The sequence below is a fragment of the Wohlfahrtiimonas chitiniclastica DSM 18708 genome (assembly GCF_000375345.1).
GTDB lineage: Bacteria > Pseudomonadota > Gammaproteobacteria > Cardiobacteriales > Wohlfahrtiimonadaceae > Wohlfahrtiimonas > Wohlfahrtiimonas chitiniclastica.
This window is the reverse complement of sequence record NZ_AQXD01000001.1, coordinates 344,662-368,293: the sequence shown is the minus strand read 5'-3', so window position 1 is coordinate 368,293 and position 23,632 is coordinate 344,662. Positions and strand designations below refer to the sequence as shown.

Annotated in this window: 17 protein-coding genes and 2 tRNA genes; 17 read left to right on the top strand and 2 right to left on the bottom strand. The window is 45.8% G+C overall.

Going from position 1 to position 23,632, the window contains the following annotated elements; all coding sequences use genetic code 11:
* The first annotated feature begins 49 nt into the window (after positions 1–49).
* The 10 genes from B143_RS10075 to pgsA all read left to right on the top strand — a co-directional run bounded on the left by B143_RS10075 (position 50) and on the right by pgsA (position 16,553).
* Positions 50–3,664 (top strand): DNA translocase FtsK, encoded by a 3,615-nt coding sequence (locus tag B143_RS10075; protein ID WP_018121923.1) that lies wholly within the window; start codon positions 50–52, stop codon positions 3,662–3,664.
* A 23-nt stretch (positions 3,665–3,687) separates the two neighbouring features.
* A complete protein-coding gene (locus tag B143_RS0101665; protein ID WP_018121922.1) occupies positions 3,688–5,064 on the top strand; it encodes a leucyl aminopeptidase family protein in 1,377 nt (458 codons plus the stop codon).
* Entirely contained in the window at positions 5,061–6,293 is a 1,233-nt protein-coding gene (locus tag B143_RS0101660; protein ID WP_248647493.1) for a D-alanyl-D-alanine carboxypeptidase, read from the top strand. Before B143_RS0101665 ends, B143_RS0101660 begins: the two co-directional genes overlap by 4 nt.
* Before the next feature lie 303 nt (positions 6,294–6,596).
* Positions 6,597–9,272, top strand: a complete 2,676-nt coding sequence (gene aceE, locus B143_RS0101655) for a pyruvate dehydrogenase (acetyl-transferring), homodimeric type (protein WP_018121920.1) — start codon at positions 6,597–6,599, stop codon at positions 9,270–9,272.
* 31 nt (positions 9,273–9,303) lie between these two features.
* The gene (aceF, locus tag B143_RS09650) at positions 9,304–10,611 is read left to right on the top strand and encodes a dihydrolipoyllysine-residue acetyltransferase (RefSeq protein WP_018121919.1); all 1,308 of its coding nucleotides are present in this window, start codon (positions 9,304–9,306) and stop codon (positions 10,609–10,611) included.
* A gap of 9 nt (positions 10,612–10,620) precedes the next feature.
* Complete coding sequence (gene lpdA / locus B143_RS0101645) at positions 10,621–12,669, top strand: dihydrolipoyl dehydrogenase (RefSeq protein ID WP_018121918.1); 2,049 nt, start codon at positions 10,621–10,623, stop codon at positions 12,667–12,669.
* Positions 12,670–12,844: 175 nt separating this feature from the next.
* Positions 12,845–14,494, top strand: coding sequence for a glutamine--tRNA ligase/YqeY domain fusion protein (locus tag B143_RS0101640; protein WP_018121917.1), 1,650 nt, complete (start codon positions 12,845–12,847; stop codon positions 14,492–14,494).
* Between the two features lie 3 nt (positions 14,495–14,497).
* Positions 14,498–15,226, top strand: a complete 729-nt coding sequence (locus B143_RS0101635) for an ABC transporter permease (RefSeq protein ID WP_008315014.1) — start codon at positions 14,498–14,500, stop codon at positions 15,224–15,226.
* Complete coding sequence (locus B143_RS0101630) at positions 15,219–15,917, top strand: ABC transporter permease (RefSeq protein WP_018121916.1); 699 nt, start codon at positions 15,219–15,221, stop codon at positions 15,915–15,917. Before B143_RS0101635 ends, B143_RS0101630 begins: the two co-directional genes overlap by 8 nt.
* 42 nt (positions 15,918–15,959) lie before the next feature.
* Positions 15,960–16,553, top strand: coding sequence for a CDP-diacylglycerol--glycerol-3-phosphate 3-phosphatidyltransferase (gene pgsA / locus B143_RS0101625; protein ID WP_008315018.1), 594 nt, complete (start codon positions 15,960–15,962; stop codon positions 16,551–16,553).
* On the opposite strand, the gene B143_RS0101620 is transcribed toward pgsA, so the two are convergent.
* Together B143_RS0101620 and B143_RS0101615 are read right to left on the bottom strand one after the other, a co-directional pair.
* A complete protein-coding gene (locus B143_RS0101620; RefSeq protein ID WP_018121915.1) occupies positions 16,550–18,058 on the bottom strand; it encodes a cysteine desulfurase family protein in 1,509 nt (502 codons plus the stop codon). The two genes, pgsA and B143_RS0101620, sit on opposite strands and share 4 nt — an antisense overlap.
* Entirely contained in the window at positions 18,051–18,812 is a 762-nt protein-coding gene (locus tag B143_RS0101615) for a HesA/MoeB/ThiF family protein (RefSeq protein ID WP_018121914.1), read from the bottom strand. Before B143_RS0101615 ends, B143_RS0101620 begins: the two co-directional genes overlap by 8 nt.
* 107 nt (positions 18,813–18,919) lie before the next feature.
* On the opposite strand from B143_RS0101615, the gene ttcA reads away from it, so the two are divergent.
* The 7 genes from ttcA to B143_RS0101580 all read left to right on the top strand — a co-directional run bounded on the left by ttcA (position 18,920) and on the right by B143_RS0101580 (position 23,596).
* Complete coding sequence (ttcA, locus tag B143_RS0101610; protein ID WP_008315023.1) at positions 18,920–19,753, top strand: tRNA 2-thiocytidine(32) synthetase TtcA; 834 nt, start codon at positions 18,920–18,922, stop codon at positions 19,751–19,753.
* A gap of 28 nt (positions 19,754–19,781) precedes the next feature.
* Complete coding sequence (locus tag B143_RS0101605) at positions 19,782–20,747, top strand: NAD(P)H-quinone oxidoreductase (RefSeq protein ID WP_008315025.1); 966 nt, start codon at positions 19,782–19,784, stop codon at positions 20,745–20,747.
* An 86-nt stretch (positions 20,748–20,833) separates the two neighbouring features.
* Positions 20,834–20,910 (top strand) — tRNA-Val (locus B143_RS0101600).
* An 8-nt stretch (positions 20,911–20,918) separates the two neighbouring features.
* Positions 20,919–20,995 (top strand) — tRNA-Ile (locus B143_RS0101595).
* 89 nt (positions 20,996–21,084) lie between these two features.
* The gene (locus B143_RS0101590) at positions 21,085–21,771 is read left to right on the top strand and encodes a TIGR04211 family SH3 domain-containing protein (RefSeq protein WP_008315026.1); all 687 of its coding nucleotides are present in this window, start codon (positions 21,085–21,087) and stop codon (positions 21,769–21,771) included.
* Positions 21,772–21,790: 19 nt separating this feature from the next.
* On the top strand, positions 21,791–22,315 hold the full coding sequence (gene speG / locus B143_RS0101585; protein WP_008315028.1) for a spermidine N1-acetyltransferase: 525 nt from the start codon (positions 21,791–21,793) through the stop codon (positions 22,313–22,315).
* Positions 22,316–22,318: 3 nt separating this feature from the next.
* On the top strand, positions 22,319–23,596 hold the full coding sequence (locus B143_RS0101580) for an AmpG family muropeptide MFS transporter (protein ID WP_018121913.1): 1,278 nt from the start codon (positions 22,319–22,321) through the stop codon (positions 23,594–23,596).
* Positions 23,597–23,632: the final 36 nt, after the last annotated feature.

The window sequence follows — 23,632 nt, the reverse complement described above, 5'->3', positions numbered from 1 at the left end:
TATGTGATAATATCATCTCCCTCGTTGATCAGATTTTAGGTATAACATTTTGAAACAAGCCATTCGCAGGCAGCCTATCGAAAACATTACGCAAGATGCGCCGCATAAAGTCACCTCTATGATTCACTTAGTGATCGTGGGTGTTGTCGTTTTTATTGCATTGTTGATGCTCTTAAGCTTAGTCTCTCATCATCCGGATGATGCCGCATGGAGTAAAACCATGGGAGATTTGCACGTCAATAACTGGCTCGGTGCAAAGGGTGCATATTTTTCTGACATTTTATTCAATGCCATTGGTCGCGCAGCGTGGTTATTACCGCCCGCGATGGTTGCTTATGCATATGTCACCTTGATCAAAAGCGATTGCACCACCATTGACATCGAAAACTTTGCCTTTAAAGCGTTGGGCGTCATCGTTTTTTTAATGGCCGCAGCGACCTTGTTAAACTTTTATCACCCCGATGCCAGCATCCTAAAACGTGGCGGTGTGATTGGGCAAACATTGGCCTCACTTCTCAATGCCACCTTAACCTATTTGCCGGGCATTGAAGCAAGTTCTGCCCTTTGCACCACGCTCAGTAAAGGCATTTTGCTCACATTACTGGTGATCACTGGCAGCTTAGCCACAGGCACAAGCCCCCTTTCATGGATTGATGGCTTAGGTGCCATGATTCTTTCAGTCATTGGACGTGCTCGCGGTTTTTTCTTCAATCGCGATGAGGACCAAATTGCCCCACAAGCCGTAGAATCTGAGCTTGCTTCTGTGGCACATTTGATGGAGCCCGATCCGCGTGACAAAGATCCTCGTCCGAATCTTTTATCCATGATTAAGGATAAATTGACAACCTTACGCAGCGAAGTATTCGCGAAAAAAAGCGAACCTAACATTGATGCCACCGCTGATGAATACTACTTCAACGAGCAACCTGATCTCATTGAAGCGCTCGACACCGATGCACACATCGAACCCACTTTTGAGCCTAAACCTAAAAAAATCGCCAAAAGTGATGAGAAAATTGAGCCTTCCTTGACGCTCCCACCCATTTCGGACATTGCGCCATTCACCACACCGAAAGCAGCCCCGATTGACACTGCGCCAAAAGCCGTTGCACCTAAAGCTACATCTTCTGAAACGCGCATTGAGCCTGCGTTTGAAGAAGCCGTCAATCCTCATGCGCCCATTCATGGACAAAATGGCGAAATGCTGACGCCAAAATTTGAACCAAAATTTGATAAAAATGGGCAGCTGAAAATCCCCACCATCTTCAGAAAACCCTCCACAAAAATGTTGCCCACCGATGATGAAGACAATGTCATTGATGACAGCATTGAAAAGCTCAAAGCCTGGGTCAATGAAGATGCTGCCTTAACGCCACAAGCGGCCAACATCGTCAATCCTGTCATCAATGCCATCAAAGCACCGATGGCAGCAGCAAAAGAAGATGCGAAGGCAGCTGTCAGCTCCCTCTTTCACAGTGAACCTGTCACCGCAGGCAGTGAGGCTACCCTAAAAGCAGAGGCAACAGAAGATTATGATGCATTGATCGAAACATTAGAAAAATACAATGCACCGAAATACTCCATTGATGCATTGCCCACCGCCCTTTCAGAGGCTGTCACAACAGCCACAGAATCGGCAAGTGAAGCCATAGAGAGTGTCAAAGAAGCGGTCAGAGAGGTCATTGAGCCCATCGAAGATCCTTTTGTGAACCTGCCGAAAGTTGAAATCCTCAGCGAGCCCATGCTCCCTGAGATTGAAAGCATTGCGCCAGAACCTATGATGGCTGCACCTGTTGTGGCAACGCCTGCCATCGAGGCACCCATCATTGAAGCGCCCAGCATTGAAACACCCACTTGGCAATGGGTGCCAGACCCGACACCTGAACCTGTCATCATTCCAAAGACGCCTGAGGTTCATATTGAACCGGCACCGGTTGAAGCAATTGCGCCAGTCATGCCCAGCATGCCAACTGAACCCGCTGTTCCGATCGAGCCTGCCCTAACATATGATGATTTTGAGGACAATGCCCCTGAGATTCTCCCGCCGGATGATCTCATTGTACCAACACCCAACATCATCATGCCAAAAGTGGCCGTGCCAGAAGAAGATCCGAATCGCCGCGCAGAACTCTTAAAACATTTCCCGATGGCTGGACAATTGCCAAGCTTAGACCTCCTAGCCGATCCCCCCACCGTGGTGGATCAATACAATGATGAAGAGCTCGATTACCTTGCCCTATTGATTGAAGAACAACTCAGCCATTTCTCCATTAAAGTTGCCGTGGCAAACATTGAACCGGGCCCCGTCATTACGCGCTTCTCATTAGAGTTGGCGCCCGGCGTTAAAGTCTCTCAAATCAATAATTTAGAGAAAGACATTGCCCGCGGATTATCCGTCACCAGCGTGCGCGTGGTGGAGATCATTCCTGGCACTAGCTATGTGGGGCTTGAAATTCCGAACCGTAAGCGCGAAATCGTTTACTTTAAATCTGGCTTAGAGTCTCAAGAATACCAAGACGAGGCGCATCCATTGACGCTGATCCTCGGGAAAGACATCTCCGGCAATACAGTCACCGCTAATCTTGGCAAAATGCCCCATGTATTGGTGGCAGGGACGACAGGTTCTGGTAAATCTGTGGGCGTCAACACCATGCTTTTGAGCATGCTCTTTAAAGCGCTGCCTGAAGATTTACGCCTCATCTTAATTGATCCGAAAATGCTCGAACTTTCGGTTTATAACGACATCCCGCATCTATTAACCCCTGTGGTGACGGACATGAAAGAGTCCGCAAATGCCCTGCGCTGGTGCGTTGCGGAAATGGAACGCCGCTATCAGCTCATGAGTCAATTAAAAGTGCGCAACATTGCAGGCTTTAACCAAAAGATTGAAGAAGCCATTGCAGCCGGTGAACCCATCATTGATCCTTTATGGCGAAGAAGTGCGCATGTTTCAGATACAGAGCGCCCACCTTTATTAGAAAAATTACCCTTCATTGTGGTGGTGATTGATGAATTTGCCGACATGATGATGCTCGTGGGTAAAAAATGTGAAGAACTCATTGCCCGCCTTGCCCAAAAAGCGCGAGCTTCGGGGATTCACTTAATTTTAGCCACGCAGCGCCCATCGGTTGATGTCATCACTGGCCTCATCAAAGCCAACATTCCAACGCGCATCGCTTTTCAGGTGTCGAGTAAAATTGACTCACGCACCATCATTGATCAACAAGGGGCGGAAACCCTCTTAGGCCATGGCGACATGCTCTATATGCCACCTGGCAATGGTTTACCAATCCGTGTGCACGGCGCATTTGTGGAAGATGCAGAAGTCAATAAAGTGGTGGAATTTTTAAAACTCACAGGTGAACCTGATTATGTGGAAGACATTTTGCATGAACCCACCGAAGCCATCCCAGGCTTAACGCCAGAAGCCGCCGGCGTAGCCGCCACACCTGCTGAAGAACAAGACCCATTATTTGATGAAGCAGTGAAAATTGTCGTAGAATCTAGACGAGCAAGCATCTCCTACATTCAACGAAAATTGCGTGTTGGCTATCAAAGGGCAGCGCGCTTAATGGAAGAGATGGAAGAGTTACGCATCGTCACGCCGCCTCAAGCGAATGGCAACCGAGAGGTGATCCTCGCGGCTGACAAAGACGATTATTGATGATTCACAAAGGAGAACAACATATGATTCATGAATTACTGATCAACGCCCCGGCCTCTGTGAAAACTGTGCCGATCTATTTGTATCATCAGTTGTCTGACGTGGATTTGACACCCTTTGAACACAATTGGGTGCATCAAGCCGCCAGTCGCCAACCCGATGTCTTGCCCATTCCTGATGAAACAGGCGCCCTCAGTAAAGTACTCGTGCGCTTTGATGCACATGAAGAGATGTTCTCCCTTGGCAGTTTTTACACCACAGCCCCGCAAGGCATTTATTACATCGCCAATGATGATCTATCCGATGAAGCGATCTATCAATTATTGCTAGGTTTTGCTTTAGGGGCTTATCAATACAATGAGTTCAAAGCATCCACGGCGCCAAATGTGCAATTGCTCTTCCCTAAAACCCTCGATCGTCAAAAGCTACTCAACGAAATTGAAGCCCATTACATCACGCGCACCTTGATCAATCGCCCACCGAATCATTTGAATCCTGTGGGTTTAACGCAATACATTCAAACGCTGTTTGACAATCAACCGGTCACTGTTAAAGTGATCGAGGGTGATGATTTATTAACAGAAAATTTCCCATTGATTCATCATGTTGGCAATGGCAGTGACGCTGCACCACGTTTAGTGGAGATCACCTATGGCGATCCGATGCATAAAAGCTTAACGCTCATCGGTAAAGGCGTGACGTTTGACAGTGGCGGCCTTGATTTAAAACCCGCGAGCGGCATGCGTTTGATGAAAAAAGACATGGGGGGTGCCGCACATGCCATTGCACTGGCCCAATGGATCATTAAATCAAAATGGCACATCCATTTACGTGTGTTGTTGCCGATTGTGGAAAACTCTGTTTCAAGCACAGCAATGCGCCCAGGTGATGTCATCAAAGCGCGCAATGGCTTGACTGTAGAAATTGACAACACAGATGCAGAAGGCCGCCTAATTTTAGCCGATGCCATCAGCTACGCAAGCGAAGTGCCCACCGATGCCATCGTCAACTTTGCCACCTTAACGGGTGCGGCACGCGTTGCCCTTGGCCCTGAAGTGCCTGCCTTATTTGCCACAGATGATCCGTTAGCAAATGCCATTTTAGAAGATGGGCAAACGCATGATGATGCCCTTTGGCGCATGCCTTTGCACACGCCATACAATGAGTGGATTGAATCGAAATATGCTGATATCTTAAACTCATCAACACAACCCTACGGTGGATCAATTACGGCGGCTCTTTTCTTAACGCACTTTTTAAGTGATAATGTGCCGTTTGCTCACATTGATGTAATGGCATGGAATGTTCGTAATCGCAAAGGTCGCCCGATGGGTGGTGAAGCTATGGGACTGCGCGCAACCTACTATGGGTTAGCGCATCACTTTGGAATGAATGTATGACTATGATACAAAAAATTATGATGTTGGTAATGCTCTCGATCCTCGCAAGCATCGGTGGCGCTGCCTTTGCATACACAGGCTTTTCCGCATTGGTCATTGAACCAAAAACGGGAAAAGTGATCTATGAGCACAATGCCACAGAGCGTCGCTACCCGGCTTCATTGACAAAAATCATGACGCTGTACATTCTCTTTGAAGATCTCTCTAAAGGGAAAATCAAGATGAATCAACGCATGCCGATTTCTCAGCGTGCGGTTAAAGCTGAATGCTCTTGCCTACGCCCAAAGGCTGGCACATCCATTACCGTGGAAACGGCTGTTAAAGCATTGATTGTACAGTCAGCGAATGACGTTTCCATCGCGGTGGCTGAATTCATTAGCGGCACGGAAGCAAAATTTGTGGAGCGCATGAATAAAACTGCTAAACGTTTAGGCATGACCAATACACATTTTGTGAATCCCAATGGTTTGCCAAATGACAATCAATACACAACCGCACGTGACATGGCAACCCTCGGCGTCGCCATTTACAACCATTTCCCCAAATATTATCCGCTCTTTCAAACGGAGAGCTTTTACTTCGATGGCAGACTGATCAAAGGTCATAACCGCGTCAACAGCATGCTTGCAGGTGCTGATGGCATCAAAACCGGTTATATCCGTAAATCAGGTTCGAACTTAGTGACCAGCGCCCAGCGCGGGAACACCCGTTTGTTTGGCGTCGTGATTGGCGGTCGCAACACCCAATCTCGCGATAATATTATGGTGGACATCATGGAGCAATCTTTTGAAGCATTGCAGCGCAATCATCGCAATCCTTCAATTTCGCCCATCATCACAGAAGATTTGCTGGTGGGTTATGACCCTCAGAAAAACCCTAAACCCAAGCAAATTGTTGCCACTAACCACAAAAACAAAGTCAACATTGTCTCTAATGACGCGCCTCAAACCATTCCAACCATTAAACTCATTTCTAATCATAAAACCATTGCCAGCACAACGAATTCTAAAAAAGCCGCGGCAATACAAGTGGGCGCCTATAAAAGTCGCAAATCTGCACAAGACAGAGCGCGCATGGCACATCGTAAATTACAACAAGGCAAAATTGATGTCGTCTTAATCGACAACTTATACCGCGCGCGTTTATCAGGCTTTAGCTACGAAAAAGCAACCTTAGCCTGTCATCAGTTAAAACAAAGCGGCAATGACTGTATTGTGATTGCTAAATAAGACGCGTGTTTTCTAAAACAAACCGATTAAACCGCGCAAAGCCACGTGATGCAGTGGCTTGCGCGCTTAATTTAAGGAGATTATGGGGGTTATTACTAATTTAAAAAATGACGTTTTTTACACACCATTTTTACGGTAACTGTTTGGAGTGATTAACCCTTTTGCGTTAAGCACATGTTTGATGCGTCAAACATTCCAAATAATCGTGTTATCATTGAAGCAATTTTTCTGCTCAGCAGATCAATTTTGTAATAATCAAAATCAACAATTATTACGATCACATTATTTCAAATAGGTGAAAATATGAGCGATTTAAATACTATTCAAGATATCGATCCAATCGAAACCCAAGATTGGATTGCCTCCATTGAAAGTGTCATCAAAACTGAAGGCAAGGAACGTGCGCGTTATTTGCTTGAACGTGTCATTGAGCGTACTCATCGCGATGGCATCGAAGTGCCTTTCTCTGGTACAACGGAATACATCAATACCATTCCTGTTCACGAACAACCGCCATACCCTGGCAACTCCGATATCGAACATAGAATCCGTGCATATAACCGCTGGAATGCCATGGCAATGATTGTGAAAACCAATCTAGCAGACTCATCCCTCGGCGGCCATATCGCAAGTTATGCCTCCCTTGCCACGATGTGGGAAGTGGGCTTTAACCATTTTTGGCATGGCCCTGATGGTGATGACCATGGCGGCGACTTAGTTTTCTTCCAAGGCCATTCAAGCCCAGGCATTTACGCGCGTGCATTTTTAGAAGGCCGCATCACAGAAGAACAAATGCTCAACTTCCGTCGTGAAGTGGATGGCAAAGGTTTGCCATCGTATCCACATCCTTGGTTACAAAATGACTTCTGGCAATTCCCAACGGTATCGATGGGCTTAGGTCCAATGCAAGCCATTTACCAAGCGCGTTTCTTAAAATATTTACATGCGCGTGGTTTAGCAGACACCTCTAAACGTAAAGTTTGGTGTTTCTGTGGGGATGGCGAGATGGATGAACCAGAATCTTTAGGTGCCATCTCTTTAGCGGGTCGTGAAAAACTCGACAACTTGATCTTCATCGTCAACTGTAACTTACAGCGCTTAGACGGTCCGGTGCGCGGTAACGGCAAAATCATCCAAGAATTAGAATCGAATTTCCGTGGTAACCACTGGAATGTGATCAAATTGATCTGGGGCAATGGTTGGGATGCACTCTTAGCACAAGATCACAACGGCATTTTACGTAAGCGCATGATGGAAGCGATTGATGGTGATTATCAAACCTATAAATCGAAAAATGGCGCGTATGTGCGTGAACACTTCTTCAACACGCCTGAATTGCGTCAAATGGTGGCTCATTTATCTGACAATGATATTTGGCGCCTCAACCGCGGTGGCCATGATGAAAACAAAATCTACGCCGCTTACGATGCTGCCGTTAAGCATGAAGGTCAACCTTCTGTGCTCTTGGTTAAAACCATCAAAGGTTACGGCATGGGTCAAGAAGGTGAAGCACAAAACACCTCTCACCAACAGAAGAAAATCAGTATTGATGCCCTTCGTCAATTCCGTGATCGCTTTGAAGTGCCTGTCACAGATGAAGAGATTGAAGAGTTGAAATTCATTCGCCCAGCGGAAGATTCACCTGAGATGAAATATCTCCGTGAACGCCGCGAAGCATTGCATGGCTATTTACCAAAACGCCGCCTTAAAACGGACAATCCATTGCCAGCACCGCAATTAGATGCCTTTAAAGCACAATTGTCTGCCACGCAAGAAGGCCGTGAAATCTCCACAACCATGGCATTTGTGCGCATGCTCAATACAATCTTAAAAGATAAAGCCATTGGTAAAAATGTGGTGCCAATCGTGGTGGATGAATCCCGTACATTTGGTATGGAAGGTTTATTCAGACAATTGGGCATTTGGTCACAAGCGGGACAAAACTACATCCCACAAGATGCTGATCAATTGATGTACTACAAAGAAGCAAAAGATGGCCAAGTGTTACAAGAAGGCATCAATGAAGCCGGTGCTGTGAGTTCGTGGATTGCTGCGGCAACTTCTTACTCTGTGAGCAACGTGCCGATGATTCCATTCTTCGTGTGCTACTCCATGTTCCAATTGCAACGTTGTCTTGACTTAGTGTGGGCAGCAGGCGATCAACGCGCACGTGGTTTCTTAATGGGTGGGACCGCCGGTCGCACAACATTGAACGGCGAAGGCTTACAACATGAAGATGGCCACAGCCACATCTTAGCGCAAGTGATTCCAAACTGTGTCTCGTATGACCCAACGTTCCAATATGAATTGGCCGTGATCATGCAAGATGGTTTAAAACGCATGTATCAAGATCAAGAAGATGTGTTCTACTACATCACCATCATGAACGAAAACTACAGCCATCCTCAAATGCCTGTGGGCGCAGAAAAAGACATCCTTAAAGGCATGTACTTGTTCCAAAAAGGTGAGAATGCAGAATCTAAAAAACGTGTACGTTTATTGGGTTCAGGCACCATCTTCCGCGAAGTGATTGCAGCGGCTGATCTATTGAAAGAAGATTGGGGCGTGGATGCAGACATCTACGGTTGCCCAAGCTTTAACATCTTAGCGCGCGATGTTCAGGACACTGAACGCCACAACATGCTTCATCCACTTGAAAAACCACGTGTGTCTCATGTGGCAGAATTGCTCAATGATTCTGAAGCGCCTGTGGTTGCTGCAAGTGACTACATCCGTTTATTTGGTGATCAAATCCGTGCCGCCATTAAAGCCCCTTACAAAGTATTGGGAACCGATGGTTTTGGTCGTTCAGATACCCGCGGTAAATTGCGTGAATTCTTTGAAGTGAACCGTTATTACGTCACTGTGGCAGCTTTAAAAGAGCTTGCTGATCAAGGCGTGATTGAACCAAGTGTTGTTGTGGACGCCATCAACAAATATGGCATCGATGTACACAAGAAAAACCCCATCACACTTTAATTTTGACTGAATAAAGAAAGGATAAAAGATTATGGCATTGACAGATATTAAACTGCCTGACATCGGAAACTTTGATGAAGTGGATGTGATTGACATTGCTGTAGCGGTCGGTGATACCGTCGCTAAGGATGACTCTTTGATGACCCTTGAGTCAGACAAAGCCTCCATGGATGTGCCTGCCGAAATGGCAGGTGTGATCAAAGAAATTTTGGTTAAAGTCGGCGATAAAGTAAAAGAAGGCGATTTGGTCTTTCGCATCGAAGCTTCTGATGCAGCACCTGCTGCTCCAAAAGCACCTGAACCCAAAGCAGAAGAAAAACCTGTAGGCGCACCTAAAGCGGAAGCCCCAAAAGCAGCACCTACACCAGCACCTGCTCAGCCTGTGCCCGTTGCCAATACAGCCAATCAAGCGGCATTGGATTTTTCAGGTGCACACGCTTCCCCATCTGTGCGCGCATTTGCCCGTGAATTAGGCGCTGACCTCAATCAAGTGAAAGGTTCTGGCCCTAAATTACGCATCATGCGTGAAGACGTTGTGGCTTATGTCAAAGGCATGATGACAGGCGCTGGTAGCGTCGGTGCAGTCGGCACCACCAATGGTGGCGGCTTGAGCTTATTGCCTTGGCCAAAAGTGGATTTTGCCAAATTTGGTGAGATCACACGTGAGCCAATGTCCCGCATTAAGAAAATCTCTGGGGCAAACTTAGCGCGCAACTGGGCGATGATTCCTCATGTGACTCAATTTGATGAAAGTGATGTCACAGAGCTTGAAGCATTCCGTAAGCAGCTCAATAAAGAGAATGAGAAATCTGGTCAAAAAGTGACCATGCTCGCATTTTTAGTCAAAGCGTGTGTGCATGCACTGAAAAAATTCCCAGAGTTCAACAGCTCATTAGATGGCGATGATTTGATCCTCAAAAATTACTACCACATCGGCTTTGCGGCAGATACGCCCAATGGCCTTGTGGTGCCTGTGATTCGTGATTGTGATCAAAAAAGTGTATTGGAAATTGCTGCAGAAATGGGCGAGCTTGCCAAATTAGCGCGTGAAGGCAAATTAAAGCCCGATCAAATGCAAGGCGGCTGCTTTACCATCTCCTCATTAGGTGGCATTGGCGGCACAGCCTTCACGCCGATCATCAATGCCCCTGAAGTTGCGATTTTAGGCGTGTCTCGCACAGACATGAAACCTGTGTGGAATGGTTCAAGTTTTGAGCCGCGCTTAATGTTGCCACTGTCATTGTCCTACGATCACCGCGTGATCGATGGCGCAGCCGGTGCACGCTTCATTGTGCATTTGAATCAGTGTTTAACGGATATGCGTCGCATTTTAGTGTAAGGAGAATTCATGGCGATTGAAATAAAAATTCCCAACATTGGTAATTTTGACGCCGTTGATGTCATTGACGTTCTTGTGAACGTCGGTGACGTTGTCAGCGTTGATCAAAACCTTTTGACCTTAGAGTCTGATAAAGCCTCGATGGATGTGCCTTCGGATCAAGCCGGTAAAATCACTGAAATCCTCGTGAAAGTGGGCGATCAAGTGAAAGAAGGTGACACCATTGCAATGATTGAGCCTGAGGCTTCTACAGAGGCACCAAAAGCTCAAGACACTGCAGCATCTGCCGCACAAGAAGTTGCACCAAGCACTTCCACAAACGTGATTGACATCATCATTCCTAACATCGGTAACTTTGAAGCTGTCGATGTGATTGATGTGGCCATTAACGTGGGGGATGCCATTCACAAAGATCAAAACTTAGTGACGTTAGAGTCTGATAAAGCCTCGATGGATGTACCTTCTGAAATTGATGGCACCATCACAGAAGTGTTGATCAAAGTCGGTGATCAAGTCAAAGAAGGCGTGGTGATTGCCAGAGCTCAAGTGGGCGCAGCGCCAACAACAGCACAAGCGGCACCGAAAGCTGAACCTAAGGCCGAAACCATCGTTGAACCTGCCACAGCAACGGCTGCGCCAAGCAATGTGGATTGCGATGTTGTGGTCATTGGTGCAGGTCCTGGCGGTTATTCTGCAGCCTTTAGAGCGGCAGATCTTGGCTTGAAAGTTGCATTGATTGAACGCTATTCGACCCTTGGCGGCGTGTGTTTGAACGTGGGTTGTATCCCATCAAAAGCGCTCTTACACGTGGTTAAGGCAAAAGAAGAAGCAGAAAAGCATTTAAAACATGCCGGCATCTACTTTGATGCACCGCGCATTGAATTGGATGAAATCCGCAATTACAAATCCTCTGTGGTGAGTAAATTAACGGGCGGATTAGCAGCGATGGCAAAAATGCGTAAAGTGGACGTGATTCAAGGCGTGGCAACGTTTAAAGATGATCACCATTTAACCATTCAATTGAGTGAAGGCGGCGAGCGCACTTTATCTTTTGATAAAGCGATCATTGCCGCCGGTTCACGCGCCATTCATTTGCCATTTATGCCAGAAGATCCACGCATCATTGATTCAACCGGTGCTTTAGAGCTTCGCGAAATCCCTAAACGCATGTTGGTGATTGGCGGCGGCATCATTGGTTTAGAGATGGCAACGGTTTACTCTAACCTTGGCGCAAATGTGGAAATCGTTGAATTTACTGAAGGCTTCATTCCAGGGGCGGATCGTGATTTAACGAAAATCTTTGAAAAATATAACAAAGATCGCTTCACAAAAACCATGTTCAAAACCAAAGTGGTGGGTGCAGAAGCATTACCAGAAGGCATTAAAGTGAGCTTTGAAGGTGACAATGCCCCAAGCGAACCACAAGTGTATGACTATGTGCTCGTCGCCATTGGCCGTGCACCAAATGGTTTGACGCTCAATGCTGAAAATGCTGGCGTAAATGTGACAGACCGCGGCTTTATTAATGTTGATAAGCAAATGCGCACCAATGTTGGCAATATTTTTGCCATCGGTGACATTGTCGGTCAGCCAATGCTTGCCCACAAAGCGGTGCATGAAGCCCATGTGGCTGCTGAAGTGTGTGCGGGTCACAAACGCTTCTTTGACATCAAGCAAATCCCATCTGTGGCATACACAGACCCTGAAATTTCATGGGCGGGCTTGACGGAAACGGAAGCGAAAGCACAAGGCATTGCGTATGAAAAAGCTGTCTTCCCATGGAGTGCAAGTGGTAAAGCCCTTGCAAGTTCACGTGAAGAAGGCATGACGAAGCTCATCTTTGATCCTGAAAGTAAAACCATTTTAGGGGGTGCTGTTGTGGGGATCAATGCCGGTGACTTAATTGGCGAAATTGCCTTAGCGGTTGAAATGTGTGCAGATGTGACAGACATCGCCCACACCATTCACCCACATCCGACTTTAATTGAGTCTGTGGGCATGGCGGCAGAAGTGGCGGAAGGTGCCTGTACCGATTTGCCTCCTGCTAAGAAAAAATAGATCATTCATCTTGATTCAATGAGCAGCCTTCGGGCTGCTTTTTTATGCGGGTCATTTAGGCAATCGATGTTAAGTATCAGATCCCATTGAAGATATGATTCGGCACTCGTCAAAAGGCTTTGATCATGCTAGAATTCCGTAGTTTATCGATAAGTTTTATCTACAAAGGGATACCATGTCAGAAGAAGTGATTCGTACCAACTTTATTCGTCAAATTATTGACAATGACTTAAGTACAGGTAAGTACAAAAGCCCATCAGATGTCCACACTCGCTTCCCACCCGAACCGAATGGTTATCTGCACATTGGGCACGCTAAGTCCATCTGTTTAAACTTTGGTATCGCAAGAGATTATCAGGGCAAATGTAACTTACGCTTTGACGATACGAATCCATGCAAAGAAGAACAAGAATTCGTTTCTGCCATCAAAGCTGACGTTGAATGGTTAGGTTTTGAGTGGAATGAAGAGTGCTATGCCTCTGACTATTTCCAACGTTTTTATGAATGCGCTGTGTTGTTGATCAAAAAAGGCTTAGCGTATGTTGATGATTCCACCGCAGAAGAGATCCGTGCGATGCGTGGCTCTTTAACAGAAGCCGGTCAAAACTCCCCATATCGTGCGCGCTCAATTGAAGAGAACTTAGCACTGTTTGAACGCATGAAAAATGGCGAATTTGGCGATGGTGAAAAAATCCTGCGTGCAAAAATCGACATGGCATCCCCAAACATGAACTTACGTGATCCTGCCCTTTATCGCATTCGTCACGTTGAACACCATCAAACGGGGAATGAATGGTGCATTTACCCAATGTATGACTTTGCGCATGCCTTAGGTGATGCATTTGAAGGCATCACGCATTCCATTTGTACATTAGAATTTGAAGATCACCGCCCATTGTATGATTGGTGCGTTGAGCATTGCGGCATTGAACAAAAACCGCATCAATATGAATTCTCTCGCTTAAGCTTACAATACGCCATCACCTCTAAGCGTAAATTAACGCAATTGGTGACCTCTGGCACAGTCACAGGCTGGGATGATCCACGCATGCCCACCATTTCAGGCTTGCGCCGCCGTGGTTGCCCACCTGAAGCATTGCATCTATTCTGTGAACGCATTGGCGTGACAAAATCAGAAAACTCCATCGAAATGGAGCAATTTGATCAATGCATGCGCGATGTGTTAGATGATAAAGCGTCTCGCCGTATGGCAGTGCTTGATCCAATTTTAGTGACCCTCACAAACTTTGATGAGCGCGTTGAATTAGAATTGCCAAATCATCCAAAAAATGAAGACGCTGGCAAACGCATTGTGCCCTTTGCAAAAGCACTCTACATTGATCGCAATGACTTTGTATTAAGCACAGAAGATAAAAAATTCAAGCGTTTAATCTTAGGCAATTATGTGCGTTTACGCGGTGCATACATCATCAAAGCAACAGATTATAAAGCGGACAATGATGGCAACATCACAGAAGTGATTGCAGAAATCGTGCCTGATACTTTAGGCAAAAATGCAGAAGGCATCAAAGCAAAAGGCGTGATTCACTGGGTTGCGGCAAAAGATGCCGTGGATGCACAAGTCAATTGCTATGAGCGTTTATTCACAGTGCCTCATCCTGATCGTGAAGAGGGTGAAATTTTTGACTACGTCAATCCTGATTCCCTCACCATCAAACAGGCGAAAGTGGAACCTGCTCTTCTCGATGCCCCTGCTGAAGTGGCGTATCAATTTGAGCGTGAAGGTTACTTCGCCCGTGATCGCAAAGAAGATGGCTTAGTCTTCAATCGTGTTGTAACTTTAAAAGACAGCTTCGGAAAGTAACCCATGTCATTTTTTAATGCAGTTGCAGAGCAGTTCGATTTAGTACTGCTCTATAAAAACATATTGTGGGATGGCTTTATGCTCACAATTGAACTGGGGTTATGCTCGTTGATGGTGGCCATTGTTTTGGGCACCTTCGCGGCGTTAGGCTCTTTTAGTGAATCTAGATTTGTGCGTGGCACGGTGACCGCGTACACCACCATCATTCGCGGCATTCCAGACATTGTGCTCATCTTTTTGTTCTACTACGGGATGCAAACCCTACTGAACAAAACGATGGAAGCCATGGGGCTTGAGATCTATCACATCAATCCATTTGTGGCAGGTGTCATCACCATTGGCTTTATGTTTGGCGCCTTTATGGCGGAAAGTTTCCGTGGGGCTTTATTAGCCGTGCCTAAAGGTCAAAAAGAGTCTGCCCTTGCCCTTGGCATGTCCCCTGCTCGCGTGTATTTTAAAATTGTGATTCCCCAAGCGATGCGCTTTGCACTCCCTGGGCTGAACAACAACTGGCTCGTTTTATTAAAAGCCACCGCATTGGTCTCTTTAATCAACTTGCAAGACTTTTTAGCGATCGCGGTCAAAAGTGGACAATCGACCCGCGCGCCCTTCACCTTTTTGATCACTGTTGCCATTGGTTATCTACTGTTAACGACAGTTTCCATCATTGTGGTGAAATGGTTAGAAAAACGCTTCTCAAAAGGCGTCGTACGAGGAGCATTTTATGAATAATTTATGGGCCGAATACACGCCACTCTTTGCCAATGGCGTATGGGTGACATTGCAGCTCACCTTCATTTCTTCCTTGATTGGTTTAGCCTTTGCCTTGCCGTTAGCCTTTGCAGCTTTATCAAGAAACCCGCTCTTTTCTGCGCCCGTTTCGGCGTTTAGCTACTTCTTTCGTGGCACGCCGCTCTTGGTGCAAATTTATTTGCTCTATTATGGTTTAGGGCAGTTCTCTGCTGAATTGCGCCAAATCCCTTGGCTTTGGAACATTGTGAAGCAACCTTACTGGTGTGCAATCATCGCCTTTAGTTTAAACACATGTGCTTACACCATAGAGATTTTTAAAGGTTCATTTAGAAACACCGCCAAAGGTGAGATTGAAGCGGCCATTGCCATGGGCATGAGCCAATGGCAAATCTTTTACCGCATCATTTTCCCATCGGGCTTTCGCCGTGCGCTGCCTGCCTATAGCAATGAAGTGATCTTCATGCTCCATGGTACCGCTCAAGTCTTTGTGATCGCACTTGTGAACTTAGACATTTTAGGGGTTGCCCGCAAAATGCAGCGCGCCACCTTTTATGACTTTACACCGTATTTAATCGCCGCCTGTTTGTACTTATTGATCACCTTCTTACTCGTCTTCATTTTCAAAAAATGCGAGAAAAGATGGCTCTCCTATTTACAAACTGCCCATTAGCGCGATAATACAGTCATTGATAAACCACCAAAGGACACTGACATGATGAATCTTCCAAATTTATTGACACTTTTTAGAATTTTTGTCATTCCGGTGTTGGTGTTGGTCTACTTTTTGAAGATTGACACCATGGTTTACCATGTGCCATTGAAGAATATTTTGCTCTGCTCGCTCTTTGCGCTTGCGGGCATTACCGATTATTTTGATGGCTACTTGGCGAGAAAACTCAAAGTTTCTTCCCCTTTTGGTGCGTTTTTAGATCCTGTGGCAGATAAATTGGTGGTGGCGGTGGCTTTAGTGATCATCGCGGTGAGTCAGCCACACTCTGCCATCATCACCTTATGTACGATCGTCATCATTTGCCGTGAAATCACCATCAGCGCACTGCGTGAATGGATGGCATCTTTAGGGCGCCGCAATTCTGTGGCGGTCTCCTGGATTGGCAAATGGAAAACCACCTTTCAAATGGGTGCGATCGGCTGCTTATTGTTTGAATCTGACTTCATTGGCTTACCGATCTTTCTCATTGGCGAGATTGGCTTGATCATCGCATCGGCATTAACGCTCTACTCGATGATCGATTACCTATTGCTCGCCTATCACAGTGAGAAAAAGCACCAAAACGAAAACCGTTAAGCGCTTAAACTTTGTCCGCTCTCGCGGATGAATTTTTCAATGACCATCACCAAACGCAACTCATTTTGAGGGGCGTTTTTTGTTTCCATCACATCTGTCATTCTAAAGTTTTCCCATGCACTCAAATCATTGCCACGTAAATGGGCCGCCGCTTCATTCATGAACCATAAAATAAATGGTGTGGCTTGTAGTTTGATGGATAGATGCGTCACCTTTGAACCGTCATGTTTTAAGTCTAACCCGATCACCACATCATTGCGATCTAACTCAAAAGAATGCGTAGGGGTAAAATCTTGTGGATGAAGGAGTTTTAGATGAATGTCACTGCCCTTTTGATGCACCACAGGCAACACAGTCGCACAGCGCTCGCCCTTAGCAATGTGCTGAAGCTGGGCAATGGCTGTACCAAGATCATTGAGGGCACGCTGAAAATCAAAGGCCAAAAGATAGCGACCTAAACTGATGCGCACACTTTCTCGGGCATGCTTTGTGTCATAACCTAGCTCTGTGAGGACATGTGATGGTAAAGTCTCATCGCTGTTGCATGCCGATCCCCTCGAAAAACAGAGCTGAGACACTGCCGCCATCAATGTTTCGCCATAAATATTCGGCACATGTAAATTGATGATGGCTGGCGTTAATTTCGCTTCCTTGCCATTACGCGTCACGCCATACGGCGCAAGATGATCAAGCAATGCCGCTAAGCGCTGCTCACTGTGTTGATGCTCTGTGGCGTAATGACCCGGCAACAACTGCACTGCGCGCGCTAATCCCATGATTTGATGATTCGCCAACGTACCCACATGATGCCCAAGCTCTGTTTTTGCGCCATCGATCACCGCCACCATCGGAATTTTAGGAAAATCCCGCTGATACAATACGCCAATGCCTTTTGGCCCATAAATCTTATGCGCCGTAAAACTCGCCAAATCCACCCAAGAAAAATCTGGTTTAAAATGCGGCATCGCTTGCGTGGCATCGACATGCAATAACACTTTATGACGGCGCGCCACTTCGCTAAAGCCCTCAATGTCATAAATCTCGCCCGTTTCATTGTTCACCCATAAAGATGTGATGATGGCGGTTTCCTCATGAATGGCCGCTTCCACCATCTCTTTGGTGATTTGTCCGGCTTCATTTGGGGCAAGAAAGGTCGCTTGATAGCCCTCTTTCACCAACGCTTGCACCGTGTTTAACGTGGCTTTGTGCTCCGTTGTGATGGCAATGATGTGCTTTTTACGCTGTGCGCGCATCACGCCTTTTAATGCCAGGTTAATGGACTCTGTGGCGCCACTGGTTAAGGTTAAGGTGCTTTGTTCAACATTGAGAAATTTTGCCACCACAGACAAAGCCTCATCAATATGACGATGGGCAGCATGACCTAAAATGTGCTCACTGCTTGCATTGCCCCAGATCTGAGACAATCCTAAGGTCATCTGTTCAACCACCTCAGGCGCAGGCGGTGTTGTTGCCGCATAATCTAAATAGATAATTTTCTTATTCATACTTTTCCTCGTTCGATGAACAGATGGGACAGGTGGGATTTTTGCTGAATTTGAAGGTTTGCCATTCACACGTTGCCCCATTGTAAACACGCAAACGATTGATCATCACAGGCATCCCCACAAGAATTTTTAAAGCCTCTTGCGCTTGCATCGCGCCAATGATCTGTAAAATGGGGGCAAATACGCCAAGGAGCGCACAATTGCCATCATCGCTGTGGGCACCGTCAAATAGGCAGTGATAACAACCACTTTCGGGCGATCTAAAATCATACACCGCCAATTGCCCTTCCATGCGCACTGCAGAACCTGAGATGAGTGGAATGAGATAATGATGCGCAATGCGATTGTTCGCTTGGCGAATGGTGAAATTGTCCGTGCAATCGATGATCATGCCCACATCTTTAGCGAGCGTCATTAACAGTGCATCATCCGCCTTTTGTGCGATGGCATCTATCCACACTTCAGGGTTCAGTGCCTGCATGTGCGCTTTTAATGCATGAGCTTTTGAATGGTTTAAATCCGCTGTTGTGAAATGAATTTGGCGCTGCAAATTTGAAAGATCCACCACATCGTGATCCACAATGATCAAATGCCCAACGCCCGCCGCCACTAATAACGGAATCACCGCATTGCCTAAGCCACCACAACCGATCACTAATATTTTTGCAGACTTGATGGCAAGTTGCCCCTCTAAATCAATTTCAGACAGCAGGATGTGGCGCGAATAGCGCAGCAATTCATGATCAGTTAGCATCGATAGGAATATTCAGCAAAAGAAAGATCCATTATAATCTTATGACCCAAAAAATGGTAGAATGCTTCATTTATTGGCTTTTAATCCTTTGTTGTTTTAGGTAGATCATGACTCAATCAGTTCCGGTTTCACAGAAAAAATTAGAAAAACGTTTACGCCGCTTAGTGGGCACCGCCATTATGGATTATCAGATGATCGAAGATGGCGATCGCATCATGGTGTGCTTATCTGGGGGCAAGGACTCGTATGCGATGCTTGATCTCCTCTTAAAACTTAAAGAGAAAGCACCTGTGAATTTTGAAGTCTTTGCGGTGAATTTAGATCAAAAGCAGCCGGGCTTTCCTGATCATGTATTGCCAGAGTATTTAAGTGCCCTTGGCGTACCTTTTGACATCATCACGCAAGATACTTATTCAGTGGTTAAAGAGTTGGTGCCAGAAGGCAAAACCACATGTAGCCTCTGCTCACGCCTTCGTCGTGGGATTTTATACCGTTATGCCAAAGAAAATGGCTTTAATAAAATTGCCCTTGGCCATCACCGTGATGACATTGTGGAAACTTTGTTCATGAACATGTTCTTTGGCTCAACACTCAAAGCGATGCCACCAAAATTACAAAGCGATGATGGGGACAACATCCTCATTCGTCCATTGGCGTATTGTGCGGAAAGTGATTTACAGAAATATGCAGACATCAAAGAGTTTCCCATCATTCCGTGCAATTTATGTGGCTCACAAGATGGTTTACAAAGACAAACCACCAAAATGATGCTACAAGAGTGGGAGGAGAAATATCCCGGACGCATTGAGAACATTTTCCGTGCCATTAAAAATGTGCGCCCTTCTCAACTTGCTGACACAGAGCTCTTTGATTTTGTGAACTTCACCGTCAAAGAGGATCAAAAGACCGAAAACGCCACCCCGAATTGGTTGGCATCATAATGACACAATAACCCTAAGGAGACAGCCCATGAAAGCAATGGTGATTACAGAATTTGGTGACTCTTCAGTCCTTAAAATCGAATCGCGCCCCATCCCCGATGTCAAAGCCGATGAAGTGTTGATTAAAGTGAAAGCTGCCGGCATTAACCGTTTAGATGTCAGTCAGCGCAAGGGCAATTATCCTGTTCCTGAAGGCATCATTGCAGACATTTTGGGCTTAGAAGTCTCTGGCATCATTGAGGCGGTGGGCAGCAATGTCACCGATTGGCAAGTGGGCGATGCTGTGTTTACCTTATTGACAGGTGGCGGCTATGCTGAATATGTCACAGCGCCAAGCGTGATGTGCATCCGTAAACCCGATAATCTCTCTTTCATTGAGGCGGCCTCTTTACCAGAAACGTTATACACCGTGTGGAGCAATGTGTTTGACCGCGGACAACTTAAAGCCGGTGAAACCTTTATGGTGCACGGTGGCACCAGCGGCATTGGCATCACCGCCATTCAATTGGCGCGTTTATTTGGTGCCAAAGACGTCTTCACAACGGTTGGCAGTGATGCAAAAAAAGCCTTTTGTGAATCTTTAGGTGCAAAAGCTGTGAACTATAAAACGGAAGATTTTGAAGCTGTCTTCAATCATGTGGATGTGATGCTTGACATCATTGGCGGTGATTACTTTAATAAAAACCTCAATGTGCTCAATGTTGAAGGACGTTTGGTCTACATCAATGCCATGAAGGGCTTTAAGGTTGAATGTAATTTGCTCAAAATCATGGGTAAACGCTTAACTTTAACGGGCAGTCAATTGCGTGCCCGCGACATTCCTTTTAAATCAGCAATCACCGAGGCATTAAAAGAAAAAGTGATGCCACTGGTGGCAAACGGTGAATTTAAACCCGTCATTCATGCCGTTTTCCCATTAGAAGAAGCCGGAAAAGCGCATGATTTAATGGAATCGAGCGAGCATATTGGCAAAATTATGCTAGAGATTCAATGAACTAATAGATATGGCTAATTAATGTGCGATTTAAAAGCTTGCTACTTTGAAAAGTAACCGATATAATCACACCCCTATTTACTCATAGGCATATAGCTCAGTTGGTTAGAGCACCACCTTGACATGGTGGGGGTCGATGGTTCGAATCCATTTATGCCTACCATATCTCTTGGGCCTTTAGCTCAGTTGGTTAGAGCGCTCGACTCATAATCGAGTGGTCGTTGGTTCAAGTCCAACAAGGCCCACCATCTTGAGTCGCCCTGACAATACATGCTGCAATCTCCCTCATTTATGTTTATAATGCCTTTCCTTTAGGTCACGAACATTAAGGAATAGAATGCAGCTACGTCAATCTCTCATCCCCTTATTATCCCTCACCCTTCTGTTGACATCTGCCCATGCGCAAAACAATGTCAAATATGTGACGGATCAATTACAAGCACCTATTCGCTCTGCAGCTAATGAAACCAGCCGCATTGTTAAAATGCTCACTGCCGGCGAAAAACTCACCATTGTGGGCGAAAATCGTCAGCACTATGATGTCATTTATGGTGACAACAAATCCCGCGGATGGATTCATAAAAGCTTTGTGATGGATGAACCGGCCGCGCGTGAATTTGTGGAGATGGCCAAAGAAGAGTTTGAACCCCTACAAAAAAAGATCAATGCCCTACAAAAAGAGACCGAAGAGAAAGATCATCTGATCAATGCCCTCAAAGAGAATCAAAAGAAACTTGAGCAAGCTTTAGATGTGCAAACCAATCGTGTCACTTATTTAGAGCAGATCAATAAAAATGCCGTGGACATCGACAATGATAATCAAGTGCTCACCGAACGCAACATGCAACAAGCCCTTGAATTAAAACAACTCAAAAGCGAAAACTTTACCCTCAAAGAGAACAAACGCAGCGATGAATGGTTAAAAGGCGCGAGCATCTTATTTGCGGGCATTGTCCTTGGCACCTCCATTTTACCGCGCCTATTGCGCTATCGTAACCAAAAACGCAAATGGAGCCGTTACTAATTCATTTTAAGGAAGCCGTATGAGCAACAATCTTCGCATTCGTCCTTTAGAAAAAGAGGACCTTCGTTTCATCCATCATTTAGACAATAATGCCTCCATCATGCGTTATTGGTTTGAAGAGCCCTATGAATCATTTTTAGAGCTCTCTGACCTGTATGATAAGCACATTCATGACAAAAGTGAGCGCCGCTTTATTTTACAATTGGCCGATGAAGAGTCACGCATTGGCTTGGTTGAATTGGTGGAAATTGACTACACCCATCGCCGCGCAGAATTTCAAATCATCATTGCTCCAGGACATCAAGGCAAAGGTTATGCGCGCCATGCCACAAAATTGGCCATGGATTACGCATTTTTCACCCTCAATTTATACAAGCTCTATTTAGTGGTGGATGAGGCGAACGAAAAAGCCATTCACATCTACTCAAAATTGGGGTTTAGTATCGAGGGTACATTGCGCCATGAGTTTTTCTCAGCCGGCGCCTATCGCAATGCCATTCGCATGTGTATTTTCCAAGATGAATACCGTAAATTGGGGCTATAACGCATGAATGCACTGATGCAAGGACTCAAACCCTATCTATCCTCTAAAATTTTAACGGTGGGATTTTTAAGCTTTGCATCAGGCTTGCCCATATTGATGACGCTGTCGACTTTGACCTATTGGCTCTCCGTCTATGGCATCGACAAAAAAAGCATTGGGCTGATGAGCCTCACGGGCTTGCCTTATGTGTTTAAATTCATCTGGGCGCCGTGGCTGGATCAAAAACGCCCTTGGCTACTTAAACATTTAGGCCGCAGAAAGAGCTGGATTGTGCTCTTTCAAGCCCTATTGACCCTTATTTTCATCGCCCTTGCCTTTGTGAATCCTAAAGAACACATCGGCATCATCCCCCTCTTAATCTTTTTATTGGCCAGTGCTTCAGCCAGTCAAGACATTGTGATTGATGCTTACCGCATTGATTATTTAACAGCACAAGAGCAATCTTACGGCTCTGGCTTATCGCAAGTGACATACCGCATTGCCATGCTGCTGATGGGTGCGGCGGTTTTATATGCCGCAGATTTCGTTCCTTGGCACACGATTTTTATGCTAATTGCGACCCTCTTTGGCATCATTACGCTCATCACGCTATTCTTTGTTAAAGAGACCAGTCAAGCCACCGTCAATGCCATTCAAACGCAGCGTACAGCCTTAGAAACCGTTTTACAATACATCATTGTGCCTTTACAGAATTTTCTCAGCCGCCCACAAGCGGCATGGATTTTACTGTTCATCATTTTATTTAAAATGCCTGATGCCATTGCTGGCGTTCTCATCTCAGCCTTTTATAATGAAATGGGATACACAGGTGCACAAATTGGCTTGATCAGTAAGGTATACGGGCTCATTGCCACATTGGTTGGTGCACTATTATCCGCGCAAATCATCAGCCGCATCAGCTTATATCAAGCGTTGGTGGCCTCTGCGATTTTAATGGGGCTCACCAATTTGGGGTATTTATTGATTCTCCATCACCCCACTTCATTGTCTTTAACATTGGCCATTTCACTCGAAAACTTCATTGGCGGCTTTGCAAGTGCGGTATTCATCACGTATTTGAGTTTATTGTGCAATCAATCCTACTCTGCCACACAATACGCCATGTTAAGTGCCCTAGCGGCCTTTGCTTTACGCATCTTTGGCTCGTTTTCAGGCTTTGCAGTGGAAGATTATGGTTGGCAAAACTTCTTTATTTTCACCGCATTTTTATTTGTGCCAGCGTTATTTGTCCTCATCGGCATTCGCCGCAGTGTGCGGGATTTGGCCAATAAAGGGGCATAAAAAAATCCACCTCAAACTTTGAGGTGGATCGTTCTA

Coding starts and splice junctions, on each gene's coding strand:
- B143_RS0101665 (WP_018121922.1), top strand. CDS start 3,688: ATGATTCATGAATTACTGATCAACGCCCCGGCCTCTGTGAAAACTGTG.
- B143_RS0101660 (WP_248647493.1), top strand. CDS start 5,061: ATGACTATGATACAAAAAATTATGATGTTGGTAATGCTCTCGATCCTC.
- aceE (WP_018121920.1), top strand. CDS start 6,597: ATGAGCGATTTAAATACTATTCAAGATATCGATCCAATCGAAACCCAA.
- aceF (WP_018121919.1), top strand. CDS start 9,304: ATGGCATTGACAGATATTAAACTGCCTGACATCGGAAACTTTGATGAA.
- lpdA (WP_018121918.1), top strand. CDS start 10,621: ATGGCGATTGAAATAAAAATTCCCAACATTGGTAATTTTGACGCCGTT.
- B143_RS0101640 (WP_018121917.1), top strand. CDS start 12,845: ATGTCAGAAGAAGTGATTCGTACCAACTTTATTCGTCAAATTATTGAC.
- B143_RS0101635 (WP_008315014.1), top strand. CDS start 14,498: ATGTCATTTTTTAATGCAGTTGCAGAGCAGTTCGATTTAGTACTGCTC.
- B143_RS0101630 (WP_018121916.1), top strand. CDS start 15,219: ATGAATAATTTATGGGCCGAATACACGCCACTCTTTGCCAATGGCGTA.
- pgsA (WP_008315018.1), top strand. CDS start 15,960: ATGATGAATCTTCCAAATTTATTGACACTTTTTAGAATTTTTGTCATT.
- B143_RS0101620 (WP_018121915.1), bottom strand. CDS start 18,058: ATGAATAAGAAAATTATCTATTTAGATTATGCGGCAACAACACCGCCT.
- B143_RS0101615 (WP_018121914.1), bottom strand. CDS start 18,812: ATGCTAACTGATCATGAATTGCTGCGCTATTCGCGCCACATCCTGCTG.
- ttcA (WP_008315023.1), top strand. CDS start 18,920: ATGACTCAATCAGTTCCGGTTTCACAGAAAAAATTAGAAAAACGTTTA.
- B143_RS0101605 (WP_008315025.1), top strand. CDS start 19,782: ATGAAAGCAATGGTGATTACAGAATTTGGTGACTCTTCAGTCCTTAAA.
- B143_RS0101590 (WP_008315026.1), top strand. CDS start 21,085: ATGCAGCTACGTCAATCTCTCATCCCCTTATTATCCCTCACCCTTCTG.
- speG (WP_008315028.1), top strand. CDS start 21,791: ATGAGCAACAATCTTCGCATTCGTCCTTTAGAAAAAGAGGACCTTCGT.
- B143_RS0101580 (WP_018121913.1), top strand. CDS start 22,319: ATGAATGCACTGATGCAAGGACTCAAACCCTATCTATCCTCTAAAATT.